This window comes from Streptomyces sp. KR55, assembly GCF_052245645.1.
Taxonomy (GTDB): domain Bacteria; phylum Actinomycetota; class Actinomycetes; order Streptomycetales; family Streptomycetaceae; genus Streptomyces; species Streptomyces flavusporus.
Genome location: NZ_JBQQCE010000203.1, coordinates 1 through 16314 on the forward strand (window position 1 = coordinate 1; position 16314 = coordinate 16314).

14 protein-coding genes and 1 pseudogene are annotated in these 16314 nt (G+C 69.3%); 6 read left to right on the plus strand and 9 right to left on the minus strand.

Translation table 11 applies throughout. From position 1 onward, the window contains the following. Nucleotides 1–45 precede the first annotated feature (45 nt). A complete protein-coding gene (locus tag ACTWQJ_RS27160; RefSeq protein WP_443309169.1) occupies nucleotides 46–1254 on the minus strand; it encodes an RNA-guided endonuclease InsQ/TnpB family protein in 1209 nt (402 codons plus the stop codon). Beyond that, complete coding sequence (locus tag ACTWQJ_RS27165) at nucleotides 1251–1412, minus strand: hypothetical protein (RefSeq protein WP_443309170.1); 162 nt, start codon at nucleotides 1410–1412, stop codon at nucleotides 1251–1253. The genes ACTWQJ_RS27160 and ACTWQJ_RS27165 overlap by 4 nt, the downstream gene beginning before the upstream one ends. Before the next feature lie 143 nt (nucleotides 1413–1555). Here ACTWQJ_RS27165 and ACTWQJ_RS27170 point away from each other — a divergent pair, with 143 nt between their 5' ends. Then, the gene (locus tag ACTWQJ_RS27170) at nucleotides 1556–2941 is read left to right on the plus strand and encodes a cytochrome P450 (RefSeq protein WP_443309171.1); all 1386 of its coding nucleotides are present in this window, start codon (nucleotides 1556–1558) and stop codon (nucleotides 2939–2941) included. On the opposite strand, the gene ACTWQJ_RS27175 is transcribed toward ACTWQJ_RS27170, so the two are convergent. Both ACTWQJ_RS27175 and ACTWQJ_RS27180 read right to left on the minus strand, forming a co-directional pair. Continuing rightward, nucleotides 2925–4481 (minus strand): DUF1254 domain-containing protein, encoded by a 1557-nt coding sequence (locus ACTWQJ_RS27175; RefSeq protein WP_443309172.1) that lies wholly within the window; start codon nucleotides 4479–4481, stop codon nucleotides 2925–2927. The genes ACTWQJ_RS27170 and ACTWQJ_RS27175 overlap by 17 nt on opposite strands. Before the next feature lie 119 nt (nucleotides 4482–4600). Then, nucleotides 4601–4837: a hypothetical protein gene (locus tag ACTWQJ_RS27180; RefSeq protein WP_443309173.1), complete on the minus strand. Its 237-nt coding sequence runs from the start codon at nucleotides 4835–4837 to the stop codon at nucleotides 4601–4603. A 236-nt stretch (nucleotides 4838–5073) separates the two neighbouring features. Here ACTWQJ_RS27180 and helR point away from each other — a divergent pair, with 236 nt between their 5' ends. Next, nucleotides 5074–7221 carry an RNA polymerase recycling motor ATPase HelR gene (gene helR / locus ACTWQJ_RS27185; RefSeq protein WP_443309174.1) on the plus strand — a complete coding sequence of 716 codons (2148 nt, stop codon included), beginning with the start codon at nucleotides 5074–5076 and terminating at the stop codon, nucleotides 7219–7221. Between the two features lie 158 nt (nucleotides 7222–7379). Here helR and ACTWQJ_RS27190 read toward each other — a convergent pair whose 3' ends face one another. The 3 genes from ACTWQJ_RS27190 to ACTWQJ_RS27200 form a co-directional block, all read right to left on the minus strand. Continuing rightward, nucleotides 7380–8339 (minus strand): NADP-dependent oxidoreductase, encoded by a 960-nt coding sequence (locus tag ACTWQJ_RS27190; RefSeq protein WP_443309175.1) that lies wholly within the window; start codon nucleotides 8337–8339, stop codon nucleotides 7380–7382. A 79-nt stretch (nucleotides 8340–8418) separates the two neighbouring features. Then, nucleotides 8419–9516, minus strand: a complete 1098-nt coding sequence (locus tag ACTWQJ_RS27195) for a Gfo/Idh/MocA family protein (RefSeq protein WP_443309176.1) — start codon at nucleotides 9514–9516, stop codon at nucleotides 8419–8421. A 54-nt stretch (nucleotides 9517–9570) separates the two neighbouring features. After that, nucleotides 9571–10182: a nuclear transport factor 2 family protein gene (locus ACTWQJ_RS27200; protein WP_443309177.1), complete on the minus strand. Its 612-nt coding sequence runs from the start codon at nucleotides 10180–10182 to the stop codon at nucleotides 9571–9573. A 227-nt stretch (nucleotides 10183–10409) separates the two neighbouring features. Between ACTWQJ_RS27200 and ACTWQJ_RS27205 the strand changes: the two genes are divergently transcribed. Continuing rightward, the gene (locus tag ACTWQJ_RS27205; protein ID WP_224732955.1) at nucleotides 10410–10991 is read left to right on the plus strand and encodes a TetR/AcrR family transcriptional regulator; all 582 of its coding nucleotides are present in this window, start codon (nucleotides 10410–10412) and stop codon (nucleotides 10989–10991) included. 202 nt (nucleotides 10992–11193) lie between these two features. Further along, entirely contained in the window at nucleotides 11194–12177 is a 984-nt protein-coding gene (locus tag ACTWQJ_RS27210; RefSeq protein ID WP_443309178.1) for a zinc-dependent alcohol dehydrogenase family protein, read from the plus strand. Nucleotides 12178–12319: 142 nt separating this feature from the next. Here the strand turns inward: ACTWQJ_RS27210 and ACTWQJ_RS27215 are convergent, their stop codons facing one another. After that, on the minus strand, nucleotides 12320–13222 hold the full coding sequence (locus tag ACTWQJ_RS27215) for an alpha/beta fold hydrolase (protein ID WP_443309179.1): 903 nt from the start codon (nucleotides 13220–13222) through the stop codon (nucleotides 12320–12322). Between the two features lie 191 nt (nucleotides 13223–13413). Beyond that, nucleotides 13414–14358, minus strand: coding sequence for a helix-turn-helix transcriptional regulator (locus tag ACTWQJ_RS27220; RefSeq protein ID WP_443309180.1), 945 nt, complete (start codon nucleotides 14356–14358; stop codon nucleotides 13414–13416). 132 nt (nucleotides 14359–14490) lie between these two features. On the opposite strand from ACTWQJ_RS27220, the gene ACTWQJ_RS27225 reads away from it, so the two are divergent. Both ACTWQJ_RS27225 and ACTWQJ_RS27230 read left to right on the plus strand, forming a co-directional pair. Next, nucleotides 14491–15414, plus strand: a complete 924-nt coding sequence (locus ACTWQJ_RS27225) for an SDR family NAD(P)-dependent oxidoreductase (RefSeq protein ID WP_443309181.1) — start codon at nucleotides 14491–14493, stop codon at nucleotides 15412–15414. A gap of 719 nt (nucleotides 15415–16133) precedes the next feature. Next, nucleotides 16134–16314: pseudogene (locus ACTWQJ_RS27230) on the plus strand (esterase); the annotation flags it as partial.

Genomic DNA, 16314 nt, shown 5'->3' on the forward strand with positions numbered 1-16314 from the left:
GTGACTCCACCCACGCGTGAACGCGCGGGCTTCCTGCGTCGCCGCCTAAGCAGCGTCGCAGAGGGCCAGCCCGGCCCTGTTGAGGATGTTCAATGCACCGACGTGGTCGGCGTTCGCGGTCATGCCGCACGCCGTGCACTGGAACTTCGCTTGGGTGAGGCGGTTTTCCTTCGCAACGTGCCCGCAGGACGGGCAGGTGCGGGAGGTGTTGCGGGGGTCCACCGCGACGACACTCCGACCGGCGCTTTCAGCCTTGCCTGCGAGGATCGCGAGGAACACCCCCCAACCCGCGTCGAGAATCGATCGGTTCAGCCCGGCCTTCGCCGCCCGCTGGTTCGGCAGGAACGCGCCAGGCTGTTCGGGGTCGGCCTTGGGCGCGGGCGCCTTGGTCATGCCCGCGGTGTTCAGCTTCTCGTGTGCGATCGTGTCGTGGTCGCGCACCAGGGTGAGCGCGGTCTTGTGCGCGTGGTCCAGGCGCTGGCGCCGGATCCTCGCGTGGATCTTGGCGACCTTCCGTGCGGCGGCGCGGTGTGCCTTGGTGCGCCGCTTGGTGCCCTGGGGGAACGTCGCCGGGTTTCGCTGAGCTTCGGCGAGCTCTTCGGCCGCCTCTTGGAGGAAGCGGGGGTTGGCGATGTGCTCGCCGGTGGAGGTGGTCAGAAAGTGGGTGACGCCCAGGTCGATGCCGACGACTGCACCCGTGGTCGGCAGCAGCTCGGCGGGCACCTCGTCGCAGGAGAGGACCACATACCAGCGGTTACCCTCCCGCTTGACCGCGAGCGTTTTCACCCGGCCCTTGACCAGCCGGTGCTGGTGTACTCGGATGTGCCCGACGCCCTGAAGCCGGACGCGGGTTTGCGGATCGTGGGGGGTGGAGTTCCAGCGGCAGCCGTCGCCGTCCTTCGGGAAGACGACGGTGTCGAAGTGGCCAGCGCCCTTGAAACGTGGGTAACCAGGCTTGTCGCCAGTGCGTACGCGACGGAAGAACGCCTGGAACGCCTTGTCCAACCGGCGCAGCGTGGCCTGTTGCGAGCTGAACGACCAGCGCCCTTGACGCTCCGGGTCGAACGCCCGGATCTCCTTGAGCTGCCCGGACTGATCGCCGTACTTGATGCCCGTCTTCGTGGCATGACGCCAGGCGTCCCGTCGCTCCTGCAGCGCGCCGTTGTACAGCGAGCAGTGGTCGGCGAGCATCGCGCGGAGGGCTTGCTCCTGGCGGGTCGTGGGGCGCAGGAGAAACTTGTACGCGCGGATCACCTCTGGCGCCTCCGCTCACGGCGCAGGGCGTCGGCGAGGAGGACGCACGCGGCAGCGTTGAGCGAGATACCCGCACCGCGGGCGTATTCCTCGACCTGCCGCTTCACATCCGGCGGGACACGCAGGTTCAGCGACTCCCGGCGATCTCCTCCAGCCACAACCAAAATACTACCACTTTTGACGATGAATCAGGCCCAAGTCCGGATGCTGCGCTGCTCCGCAGCGCACTCACGGATTCGATTCCCCACCGGCTGAAGCCGGTGGTCCCCTCGAAAGGAAACTGATGGAGAGCGTTTCCCCCGTGCCTCGGGCACCTGGCGCCAAGCCTGTCGTGGGCCACCTCGCGGCATTCCTGCGCGCCCCGCTGGCGTTCCTGCGCAGCCTGCCCGCGCACGGTCCGCTGGTGGAGATACGACTCGCCAGGAAATCCGTTGTCGTGGTGTGTGACCCCGAACTGACCTCCACGATGCTGGTGCACGACCGGGTCTTCGACAAGGGCGGCCCCCTCTTCGAGCGGCTGCGGGAAGCAGGCGGGCAGGGCCTCGCCACCTGCCCGGCCGCCGAGCACCGTCGCCAGCGCCGGCTCATCCAACCGGCCTTCCACCAGGCCCGCTTCCCCGACTACGCCCGCATCATGACCGAGCGGATGGACGCCATCATCGGCAACTGGCGCGACGGCCAGACGCTCGACCTGGCCGTGGCATCCCGCAACATCACCGCCGACGTGGTCCTCTCCGCGGTCTTCGGCACCCGCCTGGACCACGGCCTCCATGTGCGCCTGGCCACCGACTTCGACACTCTCCTGGCGGGCTTCACCCGGCACAGCCTCCTGCCGAAACCACTGCGCAAGGTGCCCACACCGGGCAACGTCCGCTACGAGCGGGCCACGCGGCGGGTGCGGCAGTCCATGGCGGACCTCACCACCCAGTACCGAGAGAGCGGCGGGACCGGGGAGACGAATCTCCTGTCGATGCTCATCGCCGCCCGCGTCCCGGAGAGCGACGTTCCCGCCCTGACCGACGACGAACTCGTGGACCAGGCTGTGACCATGTACTCCGCCGGGACGGAGACGACGGCAGGCGCGGTGAACTGGAGCCTGTACCTGGCCGCCACACACCCCGCTGTCCACGCCCGTCTGACGGCCGAGGTCAGCACGGTCCTCGACGGCCGGACCGCGGGCTGGGACGATCTTCCCCAACTCCGTTACACCCGGCAGGTGTTCACCGAGGCCTTGCGGATGTACCCGCCGGGATGGTTCCTCACCCGGCAGACACAGCAGGACACCCACCTGGGGACGTACGCCCTCCCCAAAGGCACGACCATCGCGTACAGCCCCTACCTCATCAGCCACCTGCCGGCCCTCTACCCGGACCCGCAACGCTTCGACCCCGACCGCTGGGATCCCCAGGGAGGCCAACCCCAGGTACCCGCCTTCGTCTTCGGCGGTGGTGCCCGCAAATGCATCGGTGACGAGTTCTCCCTGATGGAAGGCGTCCTGCTGCTCGCCTCCCTGCTCAGCCACTGGCACATCGACCTGCACCGCGACAGTCTCACCGCTCCCCGGCTGCCCCAACTGACCCTCAACCCGGGCAGGATGAGGGGCACCCTCACCGCACACAGCCGGCTGAAAGGCGTGTCGGAGAAGAATCGGGGTCGGCGCCAGGGACAGGTCAGTCGACGCGGGTGAGCGGAGGGCACTCCCACGCCGCGTCCACGACCTCGCGGTGCGGCCGGTACATGCGAAGGATCACGAACCAGGCGCCGCTTCCGGGCGTGGGCAGCCAGTTGGACTCGCGGCCCTCTCCCGGTGATGCGGGCTGCAGGTGGATCGTCAGGCCACCGTCAGGGTCCATGACGAGCCCGGGCGTGCGGTCCCCGACCGAGTAGCGGCCGGCCGGGTTGGGGATCAGGTTCATGTCGTCGCCGTACGCGGACAGGGACCAGAAGGCATCGACGGGTGGCATCGCGCCCGCGCTGAAGCGCAGTTCGTACCGGCCGGACGACAGCATGTTCCCGTCCGCGTCGTGGTAGTTGAGCAGATAGACCGCTTCGTCGGGATCGTTGGCCATGATGCCCGCCAACGACTGGTCGGCAGCGCGCTTGAGGAAGTCGTCGCCGAAGCGGCCCATCTGCGGTGGCGGGTAACGCCACCCGTTCACCAGACGTGCCCACTCCCCGCTGATCATCTGCTGCTTGAGCATCGGCAGACCGACAGCCGCAGCCCGGATGAGGTTCTGCTTGACCGCCTCCGGCTGGGCCTCGACATCGAGACCGGGTCCGATCCCGACCTCGGCGAACTGCTTGAGCAGGATCGCATGGTGCGCCGGTGGCGGGTTCTCGGCCAGCATGGCGTTGAGCGTCTTCCAGGGTCCGAGCGGATCCTGCGCGGGGTCCACCGGCACCAGCACCTCGCGGCTCGCCGGGAGCTGCGCCAGGTCGACCGGCCCGCCGCCGCTGCGGAAGAAGCTGAGCGGAGTGATCCGGTACTGGGCCTGGAGCGCCTGTACGTTCGGCACGTCGTTCTCGCCGTCGACCAGCGTCCTGCCGAGGATCAGGATCCACGGGCTCGGCGCGGTCGCTACGCGCCGCACACCATCGGGAAGCTCCCCGCTCCACTCCGGACCGACGATCGCGAAATGGCCGGCCTTCGATCCTGTGGAGCGCTGACCTATGTAGTCGAAGTTGTCGGAGGTGATGCCCATCAGCTCGAAGGCGAAGTATCGATCACCCATGTCCGGGTGCGAGAGGACAACGGGCTCGCTGCGCAGGTCCACCCATGCGGTCGAGTACAGGGTGTCGTTGTTCGGACATCCGCCGTCCCGGTACGAGGCGTCCAGCAGCCGCTGAGCGTGCCAGAAATGGTTGACCGGGGCGTACGGCACCGTCGCCGGGTCACGCGGCTGTGTCACCCACTGATGACGCAGCCGGGCGTTGTAGATGTACGGAAAACCGTAGACGAATGCCTGCTCACCCAGCGTGTAGGCGTACTCCCCACGCCAGTCGCGCACCCGTCCGGTCAGGATGGGTGCCACCGCCTGCTGGACCAGCGGCAGCGTCTGAGGCAGCTGCCGGAACCTCTCCACCACGGCCTGGGGGTGCCGTACGGCATCCGCCGCGGCCCGACCCGCCGCGCCGGCGGCGCTCGCTGCCCGGTTGATGGTGGCCGTGACGCCTGCGGCACCGTTGTGCCTGCGCCGATGCGGACGGTGACGGGTGGCCTCGGACATGATCATGTCCCTCCGCTCATGAACAGCTCGCGGGAAAAGCCTGCGCACCCCTTCTCACCATAGGACTCATCCAGAGGAGCGCCAACGCGGGCGACATCCGGTGGCCCGCGAGGTTCCTTTCACGGACCGTCGGCATGCCGAGCGGTACTCCATTCATCGGGCCCACCGCCACGCCACTCGACCAGCCCGGACTGTCGCAACCATCCCTCGTCGACATCCTCCAGGCCCCCAAGGCGCAGGAACTCGACGATGTCCAGCAGCCCGTACGCCATCCCGACGAACCGATCGTTCACACGGACCCGCCGCCCGCCGTCCCCGGCGGGGGGGTAGATGACGATGGGCTGCACGACGGCCATGTCACCAGCGTGCGGTCTGGGACGTCTGGCTGCACGCGGGGCGGTCTTGGCCTTCACAGACGTGGCGCGTCGTCGGGCGACAAAAGCAAAGGCAAGGAGTCATCCGCTCCTTGCCACTCTCAACTTATAGCGCACAGGGGGGCTTGCGGCAAGGCCCCGGTCGTGCCGGAGAATCGCTGGCCGAGGCCAGACGCCGCCGGACTTCGCGGGCGCGACCTCGGATCGGAGCTGATGACGTGACCCCCCTGACCACCAGCGCGTTCGACCTTCCCGACCAACTCTCCCCGAAGGCCGACCCGACGCTGATCGCCGACGACGAGCAGCACTTCGCGGCCATCGCGGAGAGCCTCGAGCAGGCGATCGCCGAGTTGTCCGACCGCCTCGATGCCGAGCGCAGGGCGCCCGGCGGCGTGGGCCGGCAGGCGATGGACCGGGACGTGGAGATCCACCGGCTGACCGCTCGCCTGCGCACACTGCGTCGCTTCGGTCTGGACCTGTGCCTCGGACACATGGTGAGCGCGGACAACCCCGAGCCCGTGTACATCGGACGACTCGGCCTGACGGACAGCACGGGCCGTCGGCTGCTGCTCGACTGGCGCTCCCCCGCCGCCGAGCCGTTCTTCGGAGCCACCCACGCCAACCCGATGGGTCTGGCAAGCCGCCGCAGGTACCGCTGGACCCGCGGCCGGATCAGCGACTACTGGGACGAAGTGTTCACCGCCGACGGGCTTGAACAGCACGCCGCGCTCGACGACCAGTCCGCCTTCATCGCCAGCCTGGGCAGCAACAGGTCGGCAAAGATGCGAGACGTGCTCGGCACCATCCAGGCCGACCAGGACGCCATCATCCGCGCGGGATCCCGCGGCGCTCTCGTCGTCGACGGCGGACCGGGTACGGGGAAGACCGTCGTCGCTCTGCACCGCTCCGCCTACCTCCTCTACTCCGACCCGCGCCTCGGTCACCGCCGGGGCGGCGTGCTGTTCGTCGGCCCGCACCGGCCCTACCTGGACTACGTCGCCGACGTCCTCCCCAGCCTCGGAGAGGAGGGCGTGCAGACCTGCATCCTGCGGGACCTCGTCGCCGAGGGAGCCGCAGCAGCGATCGAGGCCGACCCGGACGTGGCCCTCCTGAAGTCGTCCACGGACCTGGTGAAGGCGATCGAAACGGCCGTCAGGTTCTACGAGGAGCCGCCCGCCAAGGGGATGACGGTCACGACTCACTGGTCCGACATCTGGCTGAGCGCCGACGACTGGGCCGTGGCGTTCGAAGCGGCAGAACCCGGTACTCCGCACAACGATGCGCGTGACCAGGTCTGGGAGGAACTGCTCACGATCCTGGTGGACAAGCACGACGGCGACGTCTCACCCGATCTGCTCCGCAAGTCGCTGCGGCAGAACAGGGAGCTGCTCGCGGCCTTCAACCATGCATGGCCGTTGCTCGAAGCGGCCGACCTCGTGGGAGACCTGTGGTCGGTACCCGCCTACCTACGGATGTGCGCTCCCTGGCTCAGTCCCGACGACGTATCGAAGCTGCAGCGCGAGGACCCCCAGGCCTGGACGGTGTCCGACCTGCCGCTCCTGGACGCGGCACGGCAGCGGCTCGGCGACCCGGCGGCGGCGCGGCGCAAGCGCCGGCACAAGGCCTCTGTCGCCGCCGAACGAGAGCGCATGGCCGGCGTCATCGACAACATCATCGCGGCCGATGCCGACGGTGAGGGTGCGGTGACGATGCTGCGCGGACAGGACCTGCAGGACAGTCTGGTCGACGAGAGCGCACTGCCCAGCGCCGAACCGGACCTGCTCGCCGGTCCGTTCGCGCACATCGTCGTGGACGAGGCTCAGGAACTGACCGACGCGGAGTGGCAGATGCTGCTGCTCCGGTGCCCGTCCCGGAGCTTCACCGTCGTCGGGGACCGTGCCCAGGCCAGGCACGGGTTCACGGAGTCGTGGCAGGAACGGCTCGAGCGGATCGGGCTCGACCGGATCAGCCTGGCCTCCCTGAGCATCAACTACCGGACGCCGGAAGAAGTCATGGCGGAAGCCGAGCCGGTCATCCGGGCCGTGCTCCCGGACGCCAACGTGCCGACCTCCATCCGCCGCAGCGGCGTCCCCGTCGTCCACGGATCCGCTTCGGACCTGCCCTCGATCCTCGACACCTGGCTCGCCGCACACGCCGACGGGATCGCCTGCGTCATCGGCGACCCCGCGTTCCGGGCGACATCCCGCGTCCGGTCGCTGCCCCCGGAACTGTCGAAGGGGCTCGAGTTCGACCTGGTCGTCCTCATCGACCCGGAGGCGTTCGGCGAGGGCATCGAAGGAGCGGTCGACCACTATGTCGCGATGACCCGGGCGACCCAGCAACTCGTCATCCTCACCAGCTCCTGACGTCGGCCAGGACACGGTGACCGCGCCGATGATGCCGATGGCCGCGATCGGGACGTTGACCAGCCGGTCCAGCGGCGCGGATGCGATGCGCGGATGTCGCAGACATGAAGGAAGAGGGCCTCAGCAGTTGGTTGATGTGGTGCTGGTGCGGAGAAGGGTCAGAACGCCAGCACGAGTCGACCGCGGACGCCGCCGGCCTCGAGAAGCTGGTGGGCCTCGGCGGCCTGTTCCGCAGGCAGGACGCGGGCGATGCGCAAGGTGAGTTCGCCTGCTTCGACCTGAGAGCGCAGGCGGTCCAGCCGGGCGCGGTCGTCGAGGTAGTCCGGAACGAACACCATGGAGGTACGCAGGGACCGGCGTCGCAGCTCCGCCGGGCTGATGGCGTGCGGGCCCTCGCCGAGGAGCGTGACGATGACGCCGCCGTCGCGGACGGCCCCGGCCACCGCCGAGGAGCCGATGACGGCCGCGTCCACCAGTCCGTCCACGCCCTCCGGCATGGCGTCGAGAATGCGCCGGGCGACGCCGGGTCCACGGCGTACTACGCGGTCGGCCCCCAGCGAACGCACGAGTTCCTCGTCCGTCGGCGACGCGTCCGCCACCACCGTGATCCCCTCGGCCCTGGCCATCTGCATCACGAATCCGCCGACCACGCCCGCACCGCCGGTGACCGCGACGGTCTGCCCAGGGGACAGGCCGAGCAGGTCAAGTGCCCGCCGGGCGGTCAGGCCGTTCATGGGCAGCGTCGCCGCCTCGGCATGGCTGGTTCCCTCGGGTGCGCGGGTCACCCGTTGCGCGGGCAGAGTGAGGTACTGAGCGTAGGCGCCGCCGCCGGGCTCGGTCGGCACGGTCATCGCCATCACTCGGTCCCCGATGCGCAGATCGGTGACGGTGCCCGCCCCGATCTCGTCGAGCACCCCTGCCGCTTCCATACCCGGGACGTAGGGGGGCGTGGCGCTGTTGCGGCCGAGTGAGCCGTTGCGCAGATACCGGTCGCCGGGGTTCACCGACGCGGCGTGCACTCGGACGCGCACCTGGCCGGGACCGGCGTGGGGCTCGGGTACCTCGAAGACCCGCAGGGCTTCCGGCCCCCCGAATCGGACTACGCCTACTGTCTTCATGATCCCTCGCGATCTTGACCGTTCGTTACGTATTCGGAGCATGGGGCTGCCCGGGTGCACACGGCGTTCCCGCCGGGGGTCAGGCCGGGGTCTGTGCAGCGCCTTCGGCAGAGGAGCGGTCGATGGCGTCCAGCAGCTGGTGGCGCGTGTGGGCGTAGGCGAAGTCGGGGACCGTGCGGGTCCCTTCGCGCAGGTCCCGTCCCAGGTCCGTGTAGAGCGCGGCGACGTTCCTGGCCGGGCCGGTGAGGCCTGCGGGGATGTCGGCGGAGTACGCGGCGGGGACCTCGATGTCGGAGACGCTCGTGTCCTTGCCGAAGCCGGCCTGGAGCGTGAGGTCGGTGACCTGGAGGTTGCCCCACGGGGCGGTCAGGACCAGGTCCCCGTCGGTGCCGTTGATCTCCCAGCGGAAGTTGTCGCCGCGCGAGGTGCCGCCGCGGTAGAAGACCGAGGCCGCGGCGCCGTTGTCCAGGGTGCCGATGAGGGAGATCTGGTCCGGGGCGGTCACCGGGATGACGGTGTTGCCGTCGGTCACAGTGACCTGCGTGCGGCCCAGGACGAGGTTGGCCGACAGCTGGCCGAACTCCCCGAGCGTGACGTTGAGCGCGTCGACGGCGTGGAGAGCGGCGCCGGTCAGCGGAGTGGCGCCCTGAGTCCGGTCGTACCAGTACGCGTGTGCCCGGGTGGTCTCCGGGCCCCAGACCATGCCGGAGCCGACCATGGTGGTGCCGATGACCCGGCCGATCCGGCCGTCCTGGATCAGGCGGCGCACGTAGCGCAGCTCGGGGTGGTAGCGCCCCTGCAGGCCGATGGCGGTGCGCACCCCCGCGGCCTCGGCGCGCCGGGTCAGCTCGGTGGCCTCGGCCAGGTTCAGGGCGAGCGGCCATTCGGCGTAGACGGTCTTGCCGGCGTCGATCGCCGCCGAGATCAGCTCCCGGTGGTGGGGGACCTTGACCGCGACCACGACGACGTCGACCCCGGGATGGGCGAGGAGGTCCGTGTGGTTGTCGAAGGCGGTCTCGACCCCGAACTCCTTCCCGGCGGCGTTCGCGGATTCCTGGCGCGAGGTGCTGACGGCGCGCAGTTCGAAGTCCGGTAGTGCCTTCAGGGCGGGGATGTGGCTGATGGAGGCCCAGCCGCCCGGGCTGCCGCCGATGATGCCGACACCGATGGTGCTCATGTTGTCACTCCTGCTGATGGGACCCTGACGGGCCCATGGGGATGAGGTCTGTTGTTACTTCTTTGGCGCAGAGGACGGCGTCCAGTTGGGAACGGTGTCCACCCGGAACCGGGACAGGACAGTGCTGTCGATGTACCAGTGGCCGTTGATCCGCTTGTATGTGTCGTGGTACTCGCCGTAGCCGTGGAAGCCGGTCCTGTAACTGGAGCCGGGCGGGAAACTCACGTAGTCCTCCATCGCCCAGACCGCCGTGGCGCGGTTTCCGTGCACCTGAATCTCCGGCAGGAATCCCTGGTGGGCGGTGGGGGCCTCACCCAGCAGCGCTGCCGTCTTCTCGGCGAGCTCCTTGCCGCTGTCGTACTTCGCGCCTACGTCGATGGTGGGGTGGGCGGTGAAGAGGGCGGCCAGCTTGGACCACTGCTTGCTGTCGAGGTAGCGGAAGTAGCGCGCCTTCACCTGACGGATGTCCTCGATGTCGGCCAGCCGCTGCACCACGGCCGCGTCGGGCACGGCGGTGGACTGCGCCGGGTGGTGCGCCGCTGACGCGGGCTGGGAGGCCCAGGCTGCCGCGCCCGCGCCCCCACCGGCCAGCAGCGCGGCCACCGCGGCTGCGCCGGCCACCCGTGAACGCCACGCGGAGGGCATGCGGGATTCCTGCTTGTCCATGCTGTGTGTCCTTTCGGCGCCGCGCCAGTACGCGGGCGAAGGGTCATTGAGTCCTGGGCTTCGTACGAACGATCAGGCGCTCGTTACGGGAGCGACGTGCTGCCGGTCGCGATCAGGTGACGTCCACCAGTAGACCCTATGTGGAACGAAAAGTCAAAAAATCTTCGACTAATGGACCATTCTGGAAACAAGAATTTTTTATCTCTCATTCCTGATACGGTGCAGTCATGGCACGCGTGAGGGAGTTCGACACCGAAAGGGCTGTGGAGGCGGCGATGAACGCCTTCCGCCGCAAGGGCTACGAGGGCACGTCGGTGCAGGACCTGGTCGACGCCACCGGCGTGGGCCGCGGCTCGTTGTATGCCGCCTTCGGCAGCAAGGAGGGCCTGTACTTGGCGGCCATGGACCGCTACCGGGAGCGGTACGCACTACCCATGATCGAGCTGCTCCGTGGGGGTGCGCCGGCCCGTGAGCTGCTGCGTGAAGTCCTGGTCGCCACGGTGGACGAGATCGTCGGTGACGGCGGCCGAAAAGCCTGCCTGATCGTCGGTGCCGCCGTGGAGCGGGTCGCCCGCGACCGGGAGGTAGCCGCCCATGTGCGGTCGACGACAGCCTCGTTGGAGGGCGCACTTTCCCAGGTCATCGCGGAGGCTCAGGCGGATGGGCAGCTGTCGGACACGCACGACGCCCGGGACCTGGCCCGGTATCTCGTCGTGACGATGCACGGCCTGCGGGTCATGGGTGCCATCGAGCCCGACCGGAAGTCACTGATGGCGGTTGCCGAGGCCGCGCTGAGGGCCCTGGAGTGACCCGCCCTGCCGGCAACCGCCCCGCGCGGTGGCGGCACCCTGTCCTGCGTGCACACGATGCAGTGGTGGAGTCGACGCGGGCGCCGTACCCGCGATTGCTGCACTCCTCGTCTGACCGGCAGCGGGAGCGCCGCCGACACCGGGGAACGGAACGACACGGAAGGGCCGGCCCCGGCCATCCGCAAGACAAGGAGAGCACACCGTGCGTGCACTGGTTCTGGAAGAGTTCGGCACCCCGCTGGTGCTGAAGGAGACCGACAAGCCCGTCGCGGACTCTGGCCAGGTTCTGGTCAAGGTCAAGGCCAGCGGAGTCAACCCCCTGGACCTGAAGATCCGGGACGGGAAGGCCGCTCACGCCCGGAGTGAACTGCCCGCAGTGCTCGGGCTGGACCTGGCCGGCGTAGTCGAGCAGGCCGGCGAGGACACCGGCTTCGCCGCCGGGGACGAGGTCTACGGCCTGACCGGTGGCGTAGGCGATCTGCAGGGTTCGCTGGCCGAGTACGCGGCTGTCGACGCCCGCCTGCTGGCCCGAAAGCCCGCCTCGCTCAGCATGCGGCAGGCCGCAGCGCTACCCCTGGTCTTCATCACCGCCTGGGAGGGCCTGGTCGACCGGGCTCAGGTCGGCCCGGGTCAGAAGGTCCTTGTCCACGGCGGGGCCGGCGGCATCGGCCACGTGGCGATCCAGATCGCCCGCGCCCGGGGCGCCCAGGTCTTCAGCACCGTATCGCCCGCGAAGACGGAATCGGTCGAGCAATTGGGGGCGGTTCCGATCGACTACACCACCACGACCGTGGAGGAGTACGTCGTCCGGCACACCGGCGGAGAAGGTTTCGACATCGTCTTCGACACCCTTGGCGGTGCCGTACTCGACGCGTCCTTCACCGCGGTCCGCACCTACACAGGCCATGTCGTGAGCGCTTTGGGCTGGGGAAGCCACAGTCTCGCGCCCCTGTCCTTCCGGGGGGCCACCTACTCCGGAATCTTCACCCTGCTGCCCATGCTCACCGGCCGCGGACGCGAACACCACGGACAGATCATGCGGGAGGCAGCCACCCTCGCCGACACCGGAGCCCTCGTGCCCCGGCTCGACCCGCGGCACTTCACCCTGGCCACCGTGGCCGACGCCCACGCCGCCGTGGAGAGCGGCACCGCTGAAGGCAAGATCGTGATCGACGTCGAGGAATGACCGCGCCGTCGGCCGGCGCGTGACCCCCCTCTGCCTGGCGACCGGCGGGTTCGATCGCGATGGCCGGGACAGGAAGGCACTTAAACAAGCAGAAGGTGACCAGCGGGCTGTCCCGAAGAGCCCTCGGTTGCGCTGAGCGCTTTTACAGTCCCTCCGACAGACGCGATGCAGCGGCGTTCCTACGTCGACGCATCGCCATGACGAGACCGGCCCCCACTGCTGTCGTGCCCGCGGCCAGGCCGACCAGCATCCAGGTGTGGTCGCGACCAGTGGCTGCGAGGCTCGGCGAGGACGACGAGGCGACGCCTGTGGCTCGCTCGATGAGACGGGTGAGTTCTTCGGGGTGCGAGACAGGTGCGGCGTGCGAGGACGGCACCTCGACGGAGACGGCGTTGGCCCGTTTGGCCATCCAGCGTTGCGCCGCGGCCGGGATGTTCTTGTCGTCGCTCGCGATCAGGTCGAACGAGGGGATGGTCTTCCAGGCCTCTCCGCTTGCTTTGTCCATGAGGGCCGTGTCGGCCACCGGACGCTGGGTGGCGGCCATGACGGCGGCCCTCGACGACGGGACGTCGGCAGCGAACTGTTTGTGGAACAGGTCCTGCTTGATGTACAGGTCCGTTCCGGTGCCGCCGCCGGGGAGTGGGAAGGGCACCCTGCTCAGGGTCTGCCCCAGGGTGCTGCCGGGGTACTTGGCGGCGAGTTCGCCCGCGCTCTCACCCTTCGCGGGGAGGAAACCGGCAGCGAACACCAGCGCCTTCACATTGGGGCTGCCGAGGGCCGCCTCGTTGATGACCGAACCGCCGTAGGAGTGACCGACGAGGACGATCGGGCCCTTGATGCTGCGCAGCACGCTCGCGATGTAGGCACCGTCGTACTGCAGGCCCCTGAGTGGGTTGGCCGGAGCCATGACCGGATGCCCGGCGGCGCGCAAGCGCTCGACCACCCCGGTCCAGGCGGATGCGTCGGCGAACGCGCCGTGCACGAGGACAACGGTGGGCTTGTCGCCGGTCCCGGGTGCCGTGCCGTCAGCGAAGGCTGGTGACACGGCCGCACCGCACGTCGCAGTGAACGCCGCGAGCAAGCCCACGCCGCGTATGAAACCGACAGGGACCGTGGAAAGGGATGCGCTCATCTGCGTGCCTTCCGTTGACATCTCCGGCTTTCGATCGTCGGAGTGCCATGGCAAACGGGCACTTTGGAACGGGCAGTCGGGTGACAAACGGGCTGCCGGGTTTCTCAAACCGTTCCAGGGCCTCGGTCGCTGCGGCCGCCGGATGCGTGTCCCCCACGCTTGTCACGGCGTGGTGCGCCGGGGACGGGTCGGTCTGCCGCCGGTGTACCGGCGACGTGCCTCGGGGCGTGCATGCTGGCGAGCAGGCGCAGCCGTTCCTCGGAAGCGCTGCCAGGCTCTGCATGGTATGTGATCAGTGTCTGCCCGCCGGTGCCCGGGACCAGCAGCTTTTCGTAACGCAGCTCCAGAGGACCGGCCTGGGGGTGCAGGAGCAGGCTGGTACCGCTGGTCTTGTGCTTGACGTCCTGCCGGGCCCAGAGCCTGCGGAATCGCTCGCTGCGCAGGGAGAGCTCACCGAGGATCTCGACCAGGCGCGGGTCGTCGACGTCCGCGCCGACGACGGAGCGCAGATAAGGGACGATCCGGGCGGTCATGTCCTCCCAGTCCTGATGGAGCTCCCGCATCTCTGGTTCCAGGAAAGCGGCGAGGATGCCGTTGCGGCCCGGGGCGTTGAACGGTGAGAGGGCGACGGCGAGGCTGTTGGCGGCGAGTACGTCCATGTACTTGCCATGGATGTACGCCGGGGTGAGCGGCCAGGTGTCGATGAGGGCGCGGATACCCTCACCGGCCCTCTCGGGCTTGCGGGGCCGCTTGCGCCGCGGGCTCGCCGGTGCGGCGATCTGCAGCAGGTAGGCCGTGGCCTCCTCGTCCAGCCGCAGCGCGCGGGCGATGCTGCGCAGGACCTGCTCGGAGGGGTTCTTGTCGCGGCCCTGCTCCAAGCGGTTGTAGTAGTCGGAGCTGATTCCCGCGAGGAAGGCGACCTCCTCGCGGCGCAGCCCGGGGACGCGCCGGTTGCCTTGATCCAGAACCCCGGCTTCGTCGGGCTGGACCAGTTCCCTGCGGGCGCGCAGGTAGCGGCCCAGTGTGTTGGTGTCTTCGGTGGCTGGCACGTTTCCAGCGTACGGAGGCACTTCGGGTCTCTGGGTGGCCCTGCTGGTCCCAGTCTCAGCCCGTCCTGGTCCGCCCGGCGGCGTTCGGTGCAGCCTGGCGGCACAGTCCGCGAACCAGGAGGAATGCGTCATATGTCCCAGCTCTTCACCACCCCGTTCGACCGCGACAGCACCGCCTCGGAGGTGATCGAGGGCGTCGACCTGTCCGGCAGGCGGGTGGTCGTCACGGGGGCCAACTCGGGCATCGGCGTCGAGACCGCCCGCGCTCTGGCGGCCGGCGGTGCCGAGGTCACGCTCGCCGTGCGCCGTCCCGAGGCCGGCGAGCAGGCCGCGGCGGACCTGCGCAAGGCCACCGGGAACGACGCGATCCACGTCGCCCGCCTGGACGTGTCCGACCTGGAGTCGGTACGCGCGTTCACCGCCGCCTGGCAGGGCCCGCTGCATGTCCTGATCAACAACGCCGGAATCATGATGCCGCCGGAGCTCGAGCGCGGCACCGGCGGCCACGAACAGCAGTTCGCCACCAACTACCTGGGGCACTTCGCCCTGACCCTGGGGCTGCACCGCGCCCTCGCCGACGCAGACGGTGCGCGCCTGGTCTCGGTGTCCTCCGGCGGCCACCTGTTCTCCCCCGTCGTCTTCGACGACATCGACTTCCGCTTCCGCCCGTACGACGCGCTCGCCGCCTACGGCCAGTCCAAGACCGCGGAGGTCCTCCTGGCCGTCGAGGCACAGCGCCGCTGGGCCGGTGAGGGCATCACGGCCAACGCCCTGCACCCCGGTGCGATCGCGACCAACCTGCAGCGGCACACCGGCGGCCTGCGGACGCCGGAGCCCTACCGCAAGACGGTCGAGCAGGGCGCCGCGACCAGCGTGTTCCTCGCCGCGTCGCCGCTGGTCGAAGGGGTCGGCGGCCGCTATTTCGAGGATGTCAACGAGGCGCCGGTAGTAGACGCCCGTCCCACTCAGCTCGGTGTTCCCGGCGTGGCCCGTTACGCGCTGGACCCGGCGAATGCCGAACGCCTCTGGGAGCTGGCGCGCGACATCGTCCGCTGAGCGCGCGGAAGTCTCCAGCCCCCGTTTCTCACCCGTACCGACGAAAGAACATCGCAATGAAGGTGACGATCAAGAAGGTCGGCTTCATTGGAACGCGGCATCGCCGGCGCGCCGGCCTGGTCGAAGCGGCCTATATGGTGAACGTGCCCGGAAGGACGCCCCAATGGAGCGGAGTGGCGCGTCACCGGCGTGCCCGGCGCCCGCCGCCGCCCCTGACCGCCTCCGGCACGGGCGGCCGATCCCGTCCGGCTGGGCCCGGCAGCAGGGGCGGCAGGGCCCGCCCCAGCCGCGACGGCCACGGTTGACTCAGTCGTGCGGGTGGGAGCCGAGGTCGGCGGGGAGTGGCGGGCAATGCGCTGATACGCGGCCTGCCGTGTCGTTCCCAGAGCCCGGCCGATGGAGCTCCATGAGGCGCCCTTTGGCCGGGCGGCGGCCCCGGCGGTAGGGGCGCGCCCTGGAGTTTCAGCCGGCGGTCCGTTTGCACGCGATACCGGCGGCCGTCTCCCACTGACGAGGGCACGTGCCGCGTGGACCGCTGCAGGGGCCTGACGGATGCGATCACCACCGAGGCGGGAGACGCTGTTGTGATATCGCGCTTACCGCTGCCGTGCCTGTTCATCCGAAGCCATCTGAGGCACTCGCGTACCGAGGCCAGCCGGGCACGCATCCTCGGCGTCCCTCCCGGTCAGCAGCCATCCCGAGATCGCAAGGAGATCGTCATGACCGTCCAGTCCGGCGGCACCCTCGTTCTGGAACCCGCCTCGCAGCAGATCGCCGACGCCACCTCGCAACCGCCGTTCCTGTACCAGATCGGTCCGGAGAATGTCCGCAAGGTGCTCGACGACATTCAGTCGGAGCCGATCGAGAAGCCCCCCGGCGACTCGGAGTGGATCACTGCTC